Raw genomic sequence first — 17,605 nt, 5'->3', positions numbered from 1 at the left:
CTGCTTGTTGAATCGTCTTACCGACGATTGCGGACGTGACTAGTCTTCTAGAGGTGGAACTGGGGGTTTTGGGACCTCTCCAGGTCCGGCGTGCGGGCGCGCCGGTCGCGATTCCGGGCGCCAAACCCCGCGCAATCCTCACCATGCTCGGGCTGCACGTCGGTTCCGTCGTCTCGGCCGACACGCTCGTCGAGCTCCTCTGGGGCGAGGATCCGCCACGCACGGCCGCCAAGGCCCTGCAAACCCACATCTCCTCGCTGCGCCGCGCCCTGGGCGACGGCTTCGTGTTGACCGAGGGCACGGGGTGGACCCTGGCGGAGAGCGAGGTCGACGCGTCGCGCTACAAGTCGGCCGCGCGACGGGGACGCGATGCCGCCGCGGCCGGCGACACCGGCCAGGCGGTGGCCCGTTTCGAGGAGGCGCTCGAACTCTGGCGCGGCATCCCCGAACTGCCCGACGGCCGCCGGGGAACGTCGGAAAAGACGCGGTGGATCGAGGGCCACGCCGCGCTGGTGGAGGACCGGGCCGACGCGCTGCTCGCGACGGGCCGCGCCGCCGAGATCATCGGCGAGCTCGAGGCCGCGGTCGCCGACGCGCCGCTGCGCGAAAGGCGTTGGGCCCAGCTGATGCTCGCCCTCTACCGCGCCGGCAGGCAAGGTGAGGCCCTGGGCGCGTACCAGCGGGCGCGGACCCTGCTCGCCGACGAACTGGGCGTCGATCCCGGGCCGGAGCTGCGCCGGCTGGAGGCCGCGATCGTCGCGCAGGACGCGGCACTGGAAACCCCTGGCGCACAAAATGTTGCGGCGGTGACCCGCGCCGTGACCTTCCTGCTGACCGACATCGAGGGGTCGACCGCCGCATGGGAGGCGGACGCCGTCGCCATGGGCGCCGCGCTCGCGCGACACGACGAGCTCGTCGAACAGGTCGTCACGTCCCGCGGCGGACGGCTGATCAAGACCCGCGGCGAGGGCGATGCCACGTTCTCGGTCTTCGAGCGGCCGTCCGCGGGGGCCGCCGCCGCTCTGGAGCTGCAAGACGCGATTGTTCAGGAGCCGTGGGCGCTGCGGGAGCCCATGCGCATTCGCGTGGCATTGCACACCGGGGAGGCCGAGTTCCGCGACGGCGACTACTTCGGTCGGGCGGTCAACCGCGCGGCGCGGCTGCGGTCGTTGGCGGCGGGAGGCCAGATCCTGTGCTCGGGTGCGACCGCCGAGCTCGTGATCGACTCCCTGCCCGACGATGTCGTGCTCGCCGACCTCGGCACGCGCCAGCTCCGCAACCTTGCGCGCCCAGAGCACGTCTTCGAGCTCCGGCTGGAAACCGCCAAAGAACGCAGTGAGGAAGCCTCGGGAGAAGCTCCTCTGGAGCGGCCGAGCCTGCCCGCGGTGCTGGCCGGCCCCGGGCCGTTCGTCGGTCGCGGGCAAGAGCTCGAGCGGCTTTTCTCCGCCTGGCAGACCGCGCTCGCGGGCGGCACGAACGCCGTGCTGATCGCCGGCGAACCGGGTGTCGGCAAGACGCGCCTGGCCGGCGAATGGTCTCGGCAGGCCTACGACCAAGGCGCCCTGGTGATTTACGGCCGTTGCGACGAGGACCTTGGAGCGCCCTACCAGCCGTTCGCGGAAGCCCTGCGTTCGCTGGTGCCGTGCCTCGGAAGCAGTCGGCTTCGTGAGCTGCGCGGCGTGGAAGCGCTACTCCCCCTTGTTCCCGGGCTGACTGATGTCCTCCCCGACCTGGCCGCGCCGACCCGCGCCGACCCCGACACCGAACGCTACGCACTTTTCGACGCCGTCGTCGCGCTGCTGGGCGTCGCGTCAGCGAGCGCGCCCGTCGTCCTGATCCTCGATGACCTGCATTGGGCGGCCAAACCCACGTTGCTCCTATTGCGGCATCTCCTGCGTTTCGGCGAGCGGGCCCGCGTGCAAATCATCGGCACCTATCGCAGCACCGATCTCGATCGCTCCCATCCCCTTTCGGCCATGCTCGCCGACCTGCACCGTGACGGCACCGCGAACCGCCTTCAGCTCGGCGGGCTCGACGAGGACGACGTGAGCGCCTACGTCGCCGAGGCCGGCTACAACGACGAGGAGCTGGCCCGGGCGTTGGCGTCAGTCACGGGTGGCAACCCGTTCTTCCTCATCGAGGCCCTGCGCCACGTCGAGGAAAGCGGCGGCCGGTGGGACCAGAGCACCCTGCCGCAGGGCGTCCGAGAGGCGGTGAGCCGCCGCCTTTCTCGCCTGACACCGGAGACGAACAAGGCCCTTGCCGCGGCAGCGGTCGTCGGTAGTCGGTTCGCCTTGGAGTTGGTCGAGCGGGTAGTCGGCGACGACCTGGTCGACGCATTCGACGAGGCCTGCAAGGCGGGCATCGTCATCGAAGAGCCCGGTGGTCGCTACCGGTTCAACCACGCGCTCGTGCGACAGTCGCTGCTCGCCGAGCTGCCATCGGTGCGGCGCATGCGACTGCACCAACGCATCGCCACGACGCTGGAGAACGAGCCCGGCGCCGACGACGAACTGCTCGCCGAGCTGGCGCACCACTACTTCGAATGTGCTTGGGCGGGAAACGCCGTCAAGGCCGTCGAGTACTGCAGGCGCGCGGCAGACCAGGCGATGGCCCGCCTCGCCTACGAGGGCGCGGCCGACCTCTACGATCGGGCGCTGCACGCGTTGGAGGAGATTGACGACGAGCTGCCCGACCGCGACGATCAAACCGCCGAGCTGCTGGTCGCGCGCTGCGAGGCGCTGCTGGCCGCGGGTGACGTGGGTTCCGCGGCCGGTGCGGTCTCTCAATTACAAAGCGCCACCGTCGATTCGGCTCGGCTAGCGGCATGGGCGACTTGCTTCGACGGGCAGCTGTCGATGCTGACCGATCCGGAGCGGTTGGATGAGATCGAGGCCGCGGTCGGCGCGGCTGCCGAAAAGCTGGCCGAATTGGGTGATGCCGCAGGAGAAGCCACGGCGCACACCGTTCGTGCCGGCTGCCTGGCACGACTCGGGAGGATCGGCGACTGCGAAATCGCCCTGGACGACGCCTTGACCGCGGCGCGGCGCGCGCGTGAACACCGCCGGGTAAATGCGGTTTTGGCGCAAGCGCCCCTCGCGGCGTTGTGGGGACCAAACCCGGTCCCGCGCGCCGGCGGGCGGTGCCTTGACGTGGTGCGGCTGCTGCGAATCACGACCGACTCGCCCGCGGTTGAGGCGACGTCGACGCGATGCCAGGCCGTGTTGGAAGCCTTCCGGGGCCGCGCGGCGGCGGCCCGGCGGATGATCGACTCCGCCCGGCGCACGGTGACCGAGCTCGGCCTGCGCCATGCCCTTCTCGAGGTCGAGCAGTTCGCCGGCATCGTCGAGTTGGTCGTCGACGATCCTGCCGCGGCCGAGCCCCATCTGCGCAAGGCTTACAACGGCTTTCGGCGGATGGGCCTCGACGCCGACACCGCCGAGACCGCCGCGCTGCTCGGCCGCACGTGCCTCTTGCTCGATCGCGAGGCCGAGGCCGACGAACTGTGTACGGAGAGCGAGCGCCTCGCGGGCCACGCCTTGAAGCCGTCGATCGCCTGGCGCACGTTGCGGGCACGGCTGTTGTCGCGCGCCGGTGATCACGGCGAGGCTCGGCGCGTGGCCGAGGCGGCCGTCGGCCTGGCCGAGCGGACTGACGCGTTGGTCGATCACGGCGACGCATGCCTCTCCCTGGCAACGGTTTTGCGCGCCGCCGGCGATGTCGCGGGGGCGCTGGTCGCCGCCGAGCAGGCCGTCGGGCTTTACGAGCGGAAAGGCGCTGCGGCTCTTGCCGAGAAGGCGCGCCCCATTCTCGGCGAGCGCGAGCCACCACCAGCTCGGCCGCAAGCGCCGAGCGTCGAATTGACCAACGCTTGCGTACAAATGGGCGGCCGTCTGGTCGATGCTGTCAATCGCGAGGCTTGGGACGAGGTAGAGCGGCTTATTGCCCCGCACGTGTCCGTGGAGAGCCGCCGAAAGATCGTCGGCTTCAAGCGGATCGACGTTCCATCGAACCACTGGCCCCGGGATATGAGGCGTTACATCGAGACGGGCTTGGTGCGCTACCGCACCCAGGTCGTCGCGGTTCGTGGTGAGCGATCCGCCCTCATGCGGCTGGAGTTAGGCACTGCGGATGTAAGTTCGGGGGCGCCGAAGGACGAGATGCTCCAAGTAATCGGCCTAGACGAGGAAGGTCGAATAGCGCTGCAGGTTAAGTTCGACGTCGAAGATATGAATGCCGCGATCGCCGAACTCGACGCCGTGCACGCCCGATTCGAGGAGGAGCAGCCGAGGGCGCGGCGGTTGGAAAATGCGGCGACCAGAGCTCACGACCACGTCCCGCCGGTGACCGAGGCTCCGCCCGAAGCTCCGAGCGTCGAAATAGACAACGCCGCGGTGCGAGTGGGCGAATGCGTGATGGCCGCCATTCACCGCGGGGCTTGGGACGAGGTCGAGCAGCTTTTCGCACCCGACATCTCGATCGAAAATCGCCGGAAGGTCGTCGGTCTTACACTGCCATCCGCCGATTGGCGACGTAGGTGGAGACACGAAGTCGAGACGGGCGGCATGCGGGTCAAGCACGTCGTGGTCGCGGCGCGAGGCGAGCGCCTGGCACTCGCTCGAATGAGGGCCGGCACCGAAGAATTGGACCCTGGGGCCCCGTACGACGAATTGCTTCATCTGTATGCCATCGACGATGACGATCGAATCGCGCTGCAGATGTTCTTCGACGTCGAAGGCTTGGACGCCGCGCTCGCGGAAATCGACGCCCTGGCAGCCCGATTCGAGGAAGAGGCGCAGCGCCCGCCACACCGGCTGGAAAATGCCGCCGCGAAAGTATTCCGGCACGTTTGGTCGCACTTCGCGGCCGGCGACTGGGGCGCCGTGGCAGCGACCGTCGCCGACGACTATTCGGGGATCGATCAACGACGGGTCGTGAACGCGGGGACCCAGCATGGCCGAGACTCCGTGGTCAACGATCTCCGGGCTGCCGCCGGCGTCGGCTTCGCGATATCGATGGTGGGCACGATCGCGGTCCGCGGCGAGCGTCTCGTCCTCGCGCGTGTTCGCGCCTCCGGCCACGACTCTGAGGCGATTTCAAATGATGCCCTGAACGTCGTCGAGATCGACGCCGATGAGCGGATCACGACGACCGTCACGTTCGACGTAGAAGACTTCGATGCCGCCATTGCGGAGCTCGACGCGCGCTATGCGGCCGGCGAGGGGGCGCCGTATGCGCGGACGTGGTCGGTAGTCACCGGTGCCCTCGTTGCCCACAACCGCCGCGAACTTGCAGCGGCGACGCCGGATGCGGCGACTATCGATCATCGCCGGGTGGCGGCCTTTGCGCCCGGTGAAGGTATCGACTACCTCAGGGCGGGTTGGGATCTCGGCCAAAAGCTCGACATCTACATCGAGACCGTGCACCGGCTGAGCGACCTCGGTGCCGTTTTCACTTGGGCGGGATATGGGTCCTCAGACGAGGGCTTCGAGGCCGAATGGCGGGGCGTCAACTTGATGACGGTCGACGGCGAAATGGTCGACCGCGGCGAGGTGTTCGATGATGCCGACGTCGAGGCGGCGGTCGCGAGGTTCGATCAACTCAGCCGGCCAGCACCGCGGCTGGAAAATGCGGCGAGCCGCGTGGACGAACGCTTCCAAACATGCTTCGCGGCCCGCGACTGGGCCGCGATGGGCAAGATATTGGCCGACAACATTGCTGCCGACGATCGCCGGCGGGTAGTGAACGCCGGAATCCGACACGGTCGCGATGCCAAAATCGCCGACATGCGGGCGACCGCCGACCTCGGCACCACGAAGGGGACGTCGACCGCAATCGCCATCCGCGGGGAGCGCCTCGCCCTCGTGCGTATCCGCCTCTCGGGACGAGACCAACGGCCCGACGCCTTCCAGACCGAGATGCTCGGCATCGTCGAGGTCAACGCCGATAACCGGATGACTGCGCGCATCCTTTTCGACCCAGACGACTTCAATGCCGCCATCGCGGAGCTCGACTCCCGATACCTCGCCGGGGAAGCGGCACCGTACGGGCGCACGTGGTCGGTCATCGCGGCGGCCTACGCCGCCCTCAACCGCCACCAATTCCCCGCCACCACGGCAGATTTGGTCAACGTCGACCACCGAGGCGAGACTGCGTTCGGGCCGGCTGACTTGAGTGCATATCTCCGCGACGGGCTGGATCTCGACCAAGGCATCGCTATCTATATCGAGTCCGTGCATCGGCTGACCCACCTCGGCGCGGTCATCATCTACGCAGCCCATGAGACCTCGCGCGAGGGCTTCCAGGCCGAGTGGCGGGGGGTTGCGCTGCTGGCGGTCGAAGGCGACAAGATCAACCGCTGCGAGGTATTCCACGAAGCAGACCTGGATACCGCGATCGCGAAATTCGAACAACTCAGCCGGCCGGCACCGCGCTTGGAAAACGCCGCAAGCCAAGCGCTCGAGCAATGGTTGGCGCGCTTCGCGGCACGCGAGTGGGACGCGATGGCCGCGATAGTTGCCGACGACTACTGCGGCGACGATCGCCGTCCTGTTTTTGGCGCCGGAATCCAGCGCGGTGGGGATGTCATGGTCAGGCAATTCCAGACCGCCGCCGACCTGGACGTCACGCGAGCGGCGTCAGACGTCGTCGCCACCCGCGGGAATCGCGTCGCCCTCACCCATACCCTCTTCTCGCGCATCGACGACGGACCCGATGCGTTCCGCGTGGATGTCCTTTATGTCGTCGAGATCAATGCCGACGAGCGGATTTCGGCGCTGGTCGCATTCGACTCTAGCCAGTTCGAAGCAGCCATCCAGGAACTCGATGGGCGCTACCTCGCCGCCGAAGCGGGCGCCTATGCCCGCACGTGGTCGGTCATCACGGGCGTTTACGCCGCGCTAAACAGACATGAGATCGCGGCAACGACGGCAGACTTCGTGAGCATCGACCACCGCCGGGGTCCGAAGTTCGCGCCCGGCGATCTCATCGCGTATGTCCGGGCCAGCTGGGATCTCGCGCAGGACGGCCGGACGCATATCGAGACCGTGCATCGGCTGAACGACCTCGGTGCCGTCGTAACGCATGTGGTGCATGGAACTTCGCAAGAGGGCTTCGACGCCGAATGGCGGGAGGTCGTCCTGCTCACGGTCGAAGGCGACCTGATCAGCCGTTCTGAGATGTTCGACGAGTCAGACCTCGGTACCGCGATCGCGCGATTCGAGCAACTGCACCCCTCGACACCGCGGCTGGAGAACACCGCAACTCGTGTATTCGAGCGCGTCTATGCGGACATTGCGGCCCGCGACTGGGACGCGGTGGGTCAAACGGCGGCCGAGAACGTTTCCGTCGACGATCGCCGGCGCGTGGTCAACGCCGGGGTCCGACTCGGTCGAGATGACGCGATCAAAGCCAGCCGGGCGACCGTTGATGTCGGCTTCACAATGACGGTGGTGGGCGCCCTGGCAACCCGGGGTGGCCGCGTCGCCCTCACGCGTGTCCGCGTCTCGGGCCGCGACCCCGAGGCGGTTCAAAACGACGCCCTCAGCATCGTCGAGATCGACACCGATGACCGGATCGTGGCGGTCGTCGTGTTCGACCTCGACGACACCGACGCAGCCTTCGCGGAACTCGACGCCCGCTACGTCGCGGGTGAAGCGGCCGCCCACGCTCGCAGCTGGTCGGTGATCGCGGGTGTTTTCGTGGCGCACAACCGTCGCGAACTCCCTGCGACGACACCGGACGCGGTGAGTATCGACCACCGCCGCGGGGCAGCGTTTGCGCCCGGTGAAGGTTTCGAATACATACGTGCGGGATGGGATCTCGACCAAACCCTCAACATCTACATCGAGACAGCACATCGGTTAAACGACTTGGGCGCGGTTTTCATTTGGACGGGCCATGGAACTTCGCAAGAGGGCTTCGACGCCGAGTGGCGGGGAGTTACTCTGATGACGGTCGACGGCGAAATGGTCTCCCGGATGGAGGTATTCGATGAGGCGGACCTGGATTCCGCCCTCGCGAAGTTCGATCAGCTCAGCCGGACGGCACCGCAGCTGGAAAACGAGGCAAGCCAAGCGTACGAACGCTTCCGGACGTGCTTCGCCGCACGCGACTGGTCCGCAATGGCGGAGCTACTGACCGCCGATACGTCGGTCGACGACCATCGACGTGTCGTCAACGCCGAAATCCGGCGTGGTCGGGATGTCGAAATCGCGAACATGCGCGCCTTCGCCGACATCGGGGCAAAGACAAGTACGGCAACGGTCATTGCCACACGAGGCGAACGCCTTGTCCTGTGCCGCACGTGTATCTCGAGCGAAGACAACCAAGCCGGGGCATTCCGCATCGAGATGCTCATTATCGTCGAGACCTCCCCCGACAAACGGATACTGGCACGCGCCGCATATGACCCAGAAGACATCGAAGCCGCCTTCGCCGAGCTCGATGCTAGGTATCTCACCGGGGAGGCGGCGGCTCACGCACGCACGTGGTCTGTCCTCTTGCAGGCCTACGCCGCGCTCAATAAGCATGAAATGCCTTCGACGACGCCAGATTGGGTGAACGTTGACCACCGCCGAGGAGCATCGTTTGCGTCCGGTGAAATGCCTGCGTTACTTGACGCCGCGTGGAACCTCACGACTGACCTCAGGCATTCCATCGAGGCTGTGCATCGGCTGAACGATCTCGGAGCCGTCGTCACCAACACGTCGCATGAGACCTCGCACGAAGGCTTCGACGCCGAGTGGAGGGTGATCACCATTGGGACGGTGGAAGGCGACATGCTCAGCCGCACCGAGGTATTCGACGAGGCTGACCTGGACGTCGCGCTCGCGAGGTTCGACGAACTCACCCAGCCGGCACCAAGGCTGGAGAACACCGCAACGCGGGTGTGGGAGCACCTCTACTCCTACATTGGCGTCGGCGACTGGAATGCCGTGGCTCAGATATCGGCCGAGAACGTCTCCGTCGATGATCGCCGGCGAGTGGTGAATGCCGGGATCCTGCATGGTCGAGATGCCAACATCAAAGATGCGCAGGCGACCGTTGATGTCGGCTTCACAATGGCGATGGCGGGCGTTCTGGCAATTCGCGGGACGCGCGTTGCGCTCACACGGGTTCGCGTCTCGGGCAGCGAACCCGAGGCGATTCAAAACGATGCCCTCAGCATCGTCGAGATCGACGCCGACGAGCGAATCGTGGGGGTTGTCGTGTTCGATCTCGACGACTTCGACGACGCCGTCGCAGAGCTCGACGCGCGCTACCTCGCCGGCGAAGCCGCCGCCCACGCGCACACATGGTCAGTGATCTCCGCGGTGTACGCCGCGCTCAATAGACGTGAAATGCCGGCGGTCGCACCCGACTTGGTAGACGTTGATCATCGTGCGCTTTCAGCGATCGGGTCTGGTGACTTCATGGCATACCTTCGTGCTTCGTTGGAAGATACGGAAGACACGCCTCGAAACCGCATTTACATTGAGGCCGTTCATCAGCTGACTGACCTCGGCGCGGTCACCACCCATGTCGCGAAGTCGACGTCACGAGAAGGGTTCGAGGCCGAGTGGCGGATAACCAGCTTCTTCATCGTCGACGGCGACGCAATCAACCGCTACGAAATTTACGACGACACCGACTTAGATGCCGCGATCGCGCGGTTCGAACAGCTGAGCCGACCGGTACCACGGCTCGAAAACGCGGCAACCCGAGTGAACGAGCACATTTGGGCTTGCTTCGCCGCGCGCGACTGGGACAGAATGAACCCGCTATTCGCCGACGACATGCGCCATGACGATCGGCGTCGGATGGTGGGCGCTGGACTCCTGCATGGTCGGGATGCCCAGATGCGAGACATGCGGGTGTATGCCGATATCGGAATCAACCCGACGATTGACGTCATCGCGACCCGCGGCGAGCGCCTCGCTCTGACTCGTGCCCGCTTCTCGGGCCTCGACCACGAGCCGCAGGATTTCATCGCCGAGGCGCTCATCATTGTCGAGATCGACGCTGACGAAAAGATGGCCGCAATAGTCGCGTTGGACCCCGACGATATCGAAGCCGCCTTCGAAGAACTCGACGCCCGATACCTTGCGGGCGAAGCAGGCCTCCACGCACGGACGTGGTCGGCCATCGCACGGGAATGCGCGGCGTTCAACAGACACGAACTTCCGGCGGCGGAGTGGGTCACCATCGACCACCGGCAGCTCGCGGTAATCGACGCGCGCGAAGGCCAAGCAGCCATGGGCGCCATTTGGGATGTGACGCCGGACCTCAGCATGCGTATCGAGGCGGTGCATCGGCTCAGCAGTTTCGGAGTGGTCGCCAACTATGCGGCGTCTGGGACCTCCCCAGAGGGCTTGGATGTCGAGTGGCCAATGATCCTTCTTTTGACTCTCGAAGGCGACCGGATCAACCGCTGCGAAATCTTCGACGAGACGGACATCGACGCGGCTCTTGAGCGGCTCGAGCAACTGCGTCCACAGGCGCCGCGGCTGGAAAACACGGCGAGCCAAATGGCCGAGCAATTCCTAGCTCATTTTGCGGCCCACGACTGGGACGCCATGGCCGACCTACTGACCGACGACGTTTCCTCAGACGATCGCCGTCGTACCGTAAACGCCGGCATCCGACGCGGTCGAGACGCCGAGATGGCGAACTGGCGCGCCACCGCCGACATCTGGACAACGCGGGTGGAGTCGACCGTGATTGCGACCCGCGGAGAGCGTCTCGCGCTCATCAAAGTCGCCTTCACGAGCCAAGACCGGTCGTCTGATGCGTTTGACGCCGCGGCGTTTGCGATTCTAGAGATCAGCGACGACAACCGAATTGCCGCGGATGTCGTGTTCGACCTCGATGACTTCGACGCCGCAATCACCGAACTTGACGCGCGATACCTTGCCGGCGAAGCGGCCGGCCATCGACACACATGGCCGATGATCACGCGGATCTGCGCCGCTTTCAATCGGAAAGAACTTTTCGCGACAACTCCAGACCCGATTTACATCGATCATCGACCGCTCGTGTCGGTCGAGGGGGCTGATCTAGCCGCATCCATCCGGGCCGTGTGGGACCTCACTTCGAAGGCCAGCGTCTACATCGAGGCCGTGCACCAGCTGAACGAACGCGGAGCAGTCTTCACCGAGGTCCTGAACATGACCTCGCGAGACGGCTTCGACGCGGAAGTGCGGATGATCATGATGTTCACAGTCGAAGGCGACCTAATCAGCGGCGTCGAGGTGTTCGACGAGGAACACCTCGGCGCCGCGCTCACCCGCTTCGAGGAATTTCACCCACCGACGCGGCGACTGGAAAACGCGGCAAGCCGAGTGCACGGGCGACTCAAGGCATTTGTCGCGGCCCGTAACTGGAACGCCGTAGTCGAGATCCTGGCCGAAGACATTGCAATCGACGATCGCCGTCGGGTCGTGAACTCCGGGATTCAACACGGACGAGATGCCGCCATCGCGGATATGCGCAGCGCCGTCGACTTGGGGCTTACGGGTATTTCATTGACCGTCATCGCGACCCGAGGCGCTCGTCTCGAGCTATGTCGGACGTGTATCCGGTACCAAGAGCAACCTGAGGCATTCCACATGGAGTTTCTTAGTGTCCTCGAGATCAATGCCGAAGAGCGGATCGTGGCGCGCGTCGCATTCGACCCGGATGACATCGACGCGGCCTTCGCGGAGCTTGACGCCCGCTACCTCGCCGGCGAAGCGGCCGCCCACTGGCGCGTTTGGTCGGTCATTGCGGAAAGCTATTCCGCGTCCAATCGGCACGTACTTCCCGGCATGAAACCGAATTCGGTATACATCGACCATCGAACGGTCTTAACGAATGAGCTGGAGGATCTGGCAGGATATCTACGTAGCGTGCGGGACCTCACGCCGGACATCAGCGTCCACATCGAGGCGGTGCATCGGCTGAGCGACCTAGGAGCGGTCATCACCCAGGTTGCGCGTGGAAGCTCGCAAGAGGGATTTGACGCCGAGTGGCGGGCAATCGTCGTTGGCATAGTGGAAGGCGACCTCTACGGCCGCGTCGAAGCCTTCGACGAGGCGGACCTCGACGCGGCGCTGGCTCGGTTTGATGAATTGCAGCCGCAGGGCCGGCGACTGGAAAACGCGGCCAGCCAAGCGGACGAACGCTTTTGGATCTGCTATAGGGCCCGCAACTGGGACGCCATGGCTGCGTTGCTGGCCGCCGACGTTTCTACGGACGATCGACGTCGCGTCGTAAACGCGGGGGTCCTACATGGCCGCGAAATTCACATCGAAAACATGCGAGCCCTCGACAAGTTCACAGCGAACATGACGTCTGCCGTCATCGCGACCCGCGGAGAGCGCCTCGCCCTTACTCACGTGAACAGCGAGCTGCGCCAGGCAGAATATGGAAGCGAACTCCTGTACCTCATCGAGATCGACGCCGATAACCAAATCGCGGGGGGTGTGTTCTTCGACGTCGACGACATCGACGTTGCCTTCGCGGAAATCGAAAATCGATACCTCGCCGGAGAAGCGGCCCCCTACGCGAGTGTTTGGAAGGCCGGGCTGGAAACTGTCGCCGAGCTCAACCGCCACGAACCGGGGCCTAGGTTGAGGCAGCTCGCCTACGTCGATCATCGACGCATACCGTTCCCCTCTGGGGAAGACTTTGGCCGCGGCGTCGAGGAGCTGTGGGCGCTCGTACCAGATGCCCACTACCGGGTGCCGTGTGTCCACGCGCTCGACACCCGAGGGACCGTCGTCACCTTCGTGATCGAAGGCACCGACAAGCATGGAAATGAAATACAGTGGCGTCGTACCCTTCTCTTCGCCGTCGGAGGACCCCGCTTGGAGGTTTACGAGGACGAGGACCTCGACGCCGCGCTCGCGAGGTTCGACCAGCTCAACCGACCTGGCTAGCCTCGCCTGATGGCTTGCCCCGAAAACGCCTACGGCGCAACACCAAGACGAGAACCAGCGCCACCACACCCAGCACCGGTATCCACGGGATGAGGAATCCGACCGCCATCACGACGCCGTGGATGGCGGAGAGCAGCGACTGCCACCCGTGTTGAAGTGCGTTCAGGAAACCTGGCTGAGGAACCGCCGCCGGTTTGGTCGAAAGGCTGACGTTGATCGTCGCGTAGGAAACCTGGTCGCCCAGCGTGGCGCGCTGCGCCCGCAGCGAGTCCAACTCGGCCTGTCGCTGGGTCAGCGACGACTCCGCTGCGAGCAGGTCGGCGACGTTGCCGGCCCGCCCCATCAGTTGCAGAAGTCGATTGACCGAGGTCTGCAACGCCTCGATGCGGGCATCGAGGTCGACGCGCTGCGAAGTCACATCGTTGTGCCCGATCGACATCGTGTCGACGGTCCCCAGTTTCTTGGCATCGGCCAGCACCCCGTCGAGTTTGTCGGCGGGAATGCGCAACACGAGATCAACCGTCGGCGAAGATGATCCGGACCGCTCCGAACGTGAATCGACACGCCCGCCGGCATCGTTGACTGCGGTGACGAGCCGATCGGCCACCTGGGCGGGCTCAGAGACGACCATCTGCATCGAGCCCGTCGTGATGACATCACGTTTGAAGGTGGCGTCCGCGGGGGCCTGCGGCGGTGGCGGTGCTTCCGGTAACGTGACGGTGTTCTCGGGAACGCCGGCCCTCGTCCCGGAAGCCTGGCCCGCGGCACCCCTATCCTCTGATGCTGAAATCTTGCCGCTCACAATGCCGTCGGCCGTCGGGCCGGGGTGACCGTCGCGACTCGTCGACCAGGTCCAGCCGCCGCCGATGAGCAGCGCGCCGACGATCGCCGCCGCAATCACGTTGCGCAGCTTGACGGTTCGTGCTTGCGATTTGCTCGAAGGCTCCTTCACGGACGGAACAGGTTGGCTCGGCATCACGGTGGCCCCGGCCAACGGCGACGGTGGCAGGGCTGCCGCAAACACGGCATTGTCTGGCGCCGGCCCCGGCCCCGGCTCCCAACCTGCCGGCACCTCGACGGGTTGCAGCACGCGGTGCGGCACTTCACCGTCGGCAACGACACGGCTGTCCGCCGTGACGAATGCGGTGAACCGGCATAACACGCCAAACCGCAACGACGTCTTGATAATCCGCTCCTCCAGGTCCCGCGTGGCACCCGCGGCGTAGCGGTCCTCGAGGTCACGCAGATGGGCCCGGGCCCACTGCGCGGTCACGGCCGGGGCGTCCAGGCGTCGTCCGGCGACGGTGACCGACCAGTCCCCGCCCTCCCCCGTCGTCCCCCGCAGGGCCAGCGAGCCCGACGCGCTGCCCCGATACCGCCCGCTCACCACGAGCGGCACCCCCGGGAACAGGTCGGGCAGCCGACACGGGGTCCCGGTTTCGTCGATGATCGCCAGCCCCTCGGCACGCAGCGACAGCGAGTGCGCGAGCGGCGCACCGATGCGGCGGTGAATCGCGTCCATCGCCTCGTCGAGGCGGTCCTCGCTTTCCACCAGTTCGCAGCTGCCGCCGCCGACACTGGCCAGGCGCCAAAGGAATCCGGCGTTGACGGCCTGGTCGACGCCGACCGCGTGCACGCGCGCCCGGCGCAGGTCGCCGGACAGCTCGTGCAGGAGTTGGTCCTCGTTGCCGACCTGGCCGTCGGTGACGAGGACGACGACGGCGTCGCGGGCCTCACCGTTGCGTGACCCGCCCAACAACGCGAGGGCCTGACGTAACGGCGCGACCATCTCGGTGCCGCCGCGGGCGTCGACGCGGGCGAGGTGCTCGACGGCGCGGTACCGGTGGCTTTCGCTGGCCTCGACCAGCCCGTCGGGCAGCCCGGCGGGGCGGTCGATCCGATCGTCGAATGTCAAGACCGCGAACCGGTCTTCGCTGGTGAGCGTGTCGACGATGCGGGCCGCGGCGCGGCGGGCCGCCACCATCTTCCAGCCGGCCATGCTGCCGGAGCGGTCGAGCACCAGCACCACGTCCCGCGGGCGCGGCGGCGCGCTGGCCGCCGGCGGCAGCACGGTGAGCTGATAGGTTCCCTCGTCGCCCTCGGAATCGGGCACCAGCACAAGCGAATCGGTGACGTCTTCCGCGCCGTAGCGCAGCCGCAGCACGAAATCCCGGTTGGCGCGCTCGCCGGGGTGGACCCGTATCCGGCCGCCGTCGGTCGACACCGCGTGCAAGCTCGATCGCACCTCCGACAGCGTGAGGCCGGCGGGATCGATGCCCACCTCGATGGACAGCGGAACCGGGTGCGGGAAACCGGGCAGCAGCACCGGCGGCGTGATGCGCGACGCGTCAGGGACCGCGTCGGTGTCGTCGGCGTGTCCGTCGCCGACCGCAACATCGGCAAGCGCGCGGCCCGGGATGTACCGTGGCGCAACCACAAGCGGGAAGCGGAACGTCGCCTCGCCGTCCGCGTAGGCCAGCGGGATGACGAGCGTCAGGGCGACGCTGACCCGTTCGCCGGGCAGGATGTTGCCGACCCGCATGGTGAAGACATCCGGCCGCTCCTCCTCGGCGATGGACGCGCGCCGACCCGACGCGATGGCGTCGTCGTACGCCTGGCGGGCGGCCTCCCGCTCCCGCAGCTCGGCATCGACGACCCGCCCGTCGGCCGTCATCCGCATCCCGGTGACCGCCCCCCGATCCGGCAGCGGGAACACGTAGCTGGCTTCCAGGGGTACGTCGAAGGAGTTGACGAAGTCCTGCGTCAGCTCGACCCGGCTGGTGAGCCCGGTGATCTCGGCACGCACGTCGATGCGCTCCAGCGGCAGGTTGCCGCGCTCGGTGCTCAGAGCGCCAAGTCCGGCCTCGTCGTCCGGGGCGGCCACCCGATTGATCTCAGCGTCGGCCATCGACGTGATGCGGACGGTCATGAGGGGCTCCGTTCATCAGGGGTCAGCAGGCCACGCTCGGCCAGCAGTTCGAGCAGCGGCCGGGCGGCCGCACGGATCGCGTCGATGTCGTCTTCATCGGGTCGGCCGCCACTCCCGGACCCGGCGGGCAGCAGCAACAGTGCCCCGCCGGGCAGGCTGACGGCCGCCAACTTGGTGACACTGTCAGCGCCGTCGCCATTGGCCACCGGCGCGGGGGCGGGCGGTTCGGCCCAGAAGCGTTGTCGGCGAACGGGACTCGGTTCCGGTTCCTCGAGCTCCGCCGCCATCAGCTCGTCGGGCACCGCGGCGACTTTGCGCAGCTTCTCGTCTGTCGCTCCAGCTAGCTCGGCCTGGATGTCGGCGAGCGAGCGGCCCTCGGCCTGGCGCCGTTTGACCGCGACGATCTGCAACAGGTGCCGCGGGCTGTAGAGCGCCGTGCGTCCCTGCATGGTCGGCCGGTCGACGAGTCCGGTCGTCGTGTACCACCGGACCACCCGCCGATCGGGCAGCCCCCGGACCCGCCCGTTGGGCGCGCCCGGGTACGCCGGATCGGCCAGCCCGGCGGCCACCCGCCGAACCAGCTCGTCCAGCGTCCACGTCGCCACGTCGGCCATACGTCGATAGTGACACTGTCATGATGACACTGTCAAGGTTTTGGCCACAGCTCGATTACCGATGCGCCGAAAAACCCACCTGCCGAATTGAGACGTGAATACGCTTCATCGGCAACAGGGATGAGGAGGAAACGTGTCGCTTCTGGTGGTGGCTCCGGAGTTGTTGACGTCGGCCGCCACGGATTTGGAGAGCATCGGCGCGGCGGTGAAGGAGGCGCATCTTGCGGTCGCCGTCCCGACTACGGGGATGGCGGCGGCCGCCGCCGATGAGGTCTCGCAGGCGGTGGCGGCAATATTCGCCGGCTACGGGCAGCAGTATCAGGCGCTCAGCGCGCGGGTCGGCGCGTTTCAACTGCAGTTCGTGCAGGCTCTCACCTCGGCGGCCGGCTCGTATGCGGGCGCGGAGGAGGCGAGCGCGTCGCTGCTGAGTGCGGTCAACGCTTCCACCGAGGCGTTGTTGGGCCGTCCGTTGGTCGGCACCGGCAGTGCGGCCGGGACGGGTGTGGCCGACGCGGCGATCGGCGAGCTGAACCAGCTCGTCCAGCGCGAATTCGGCATCTACAACTTCCGCGACTGGCGCGGTTGGGCCGCGTTTCTGCTGGATTACACGTGGGGCTTCGAGGGCACCGCGCTGGGCTACGGCGTGCAAGCGCTCAATGCGTTGACGCCGAGCGCCGGCGGCTACGATTCCGCGTTCAGTGCGCTCGTGGGTTCCCACGTGTACCGCGGCGGCATCGGGCTGCCCGGCTTCGCCACCACGATGGGCAACGTCACCACCCACCTGGGAACCGGGCCGGGTGCCGATGACGTGATGGTCAACCACGAAGAGGTCCACGTCTGGCAGAGCAGGATCTTCGGCCCGCTCTTCCAAACCAGTTACGCCGCTTGGGCGGTCGGCGGCTACTTCGTGGGGACGGGCTACTGGTTGACCCACCCGAACCTGGACTGGTTCAGCCTGGTCGAGACGGCGTCGTACTACGACAACCCATGGGAGGTATGGGCCTACGCCAACGACAACAACTGGCCGCCGCCGGGCGCGAACCCGGCGCTGCTGTGGCCGGCGTGGACCGATCCGGTGCTGCTCTCGCCGATCTGGATGGACCCGATCAGGCCGTTCTTGCCGACGTGACGCCTCGAATCCCGTTGATTCCCAACGGCGCCGG

General features: G+C 66.5%; 4 protein-coding genes. 2 read left to right on the top strand and 2 right to left on the bottom strand.

Annotation, left to right across the window (positions count from 1 at the left end; all coding sequences use genetic code 11):
* Nucleotides 1-53: 53 nt before the first annotated feature.
* A complete protein-coding gene (locus AC5Y2S_RS19720; protein WP_499957786.1) occupies nucleotides 54-12,899 on the top strand; it encodes a BTAD domain-containing putative transcriptional regulator in 12,846 nt (4,281 codons plus the stop codon).
* Here AC5Y2S_RS19720 and AC5Y2S_RS19715 read toward each other — a convergent pair.
* The gene (locus tag AC5Y2S_RS19715) at nucleotides 12,883-15,828 is read right to left on the bottom strand and encodes a DUF4349 domain-containing protein (RefSeq protein WP_499957785.1); all 2,946 of its coding nucleotides are present in this window, start codon (nucleotides 15,826-15,828) and stop codon (nucleotides 12,883-12,885) included. The two genes, AC5Y2S_RS19720 and AC5Y2S_RS19715, sit on opposite strands and share 17 nt — an antisense overlap.
* Complete coding sequence (locus AC5Y2S_RS19710) at nucleotides 15,825-16,442, bottom strand: MerR family transcriptional regulator (protein WP_499957784.1); 618 nt, start codon at nucleotides 16,440-16,442, stop codon at nucleotides 15,825-15,827. Before AC5Y2S_RS19710 ends, AC5Y2S_RS19715 begins: the two co-directional genes overlap by 4 nt.
* Nucleotides 16,443-16,575: 133 nt before the next feature.
* On the opposite strand from AC5Y2S_RS19710, the gene AC5Y2S_RS19705 reads away from it, so the two are divergent.
* Nucleotides 16,576-17,571: a PE family protein gene (locus tag AC5Y2S_RS19705; RefSeq protein WP_499957783.1), complete on the top strand. Its 996-nt coding sequence runs from the start codon at nucleotides 16,576-16,578 to the stop codon at nucleotides 17,569-17,571.
* Nucleotides 17,572-17,605: the final 34 nt, after the last annotated feature.

Source organism: Mycobacterium sp. NGS69 (assembly GCF_059812165.1).
Note: the sequence above shows the minus strand (reverse complement) of the source record. Positions and strands in the feature narration are given on the sequence as shown.

Bases quoted from the DNA above. Each gene is read 5' to 3' on its own strand.
- AC5Y2S_RS19715 (WP_499957785.1), bottom strand. From the start codon at position 15,828: ATGACCGTCCGCATCACGTCGATGGCCGACGCTGAGATCAATCGGGTG.
- AC5Y2S_RS19710 (WP_499957784.1), bottom strand. From the start codon at position 16,442: ATGGCCGACGTGGCGACGTGGACGCTGGACGAGCTGGTTCGGCGGGTG.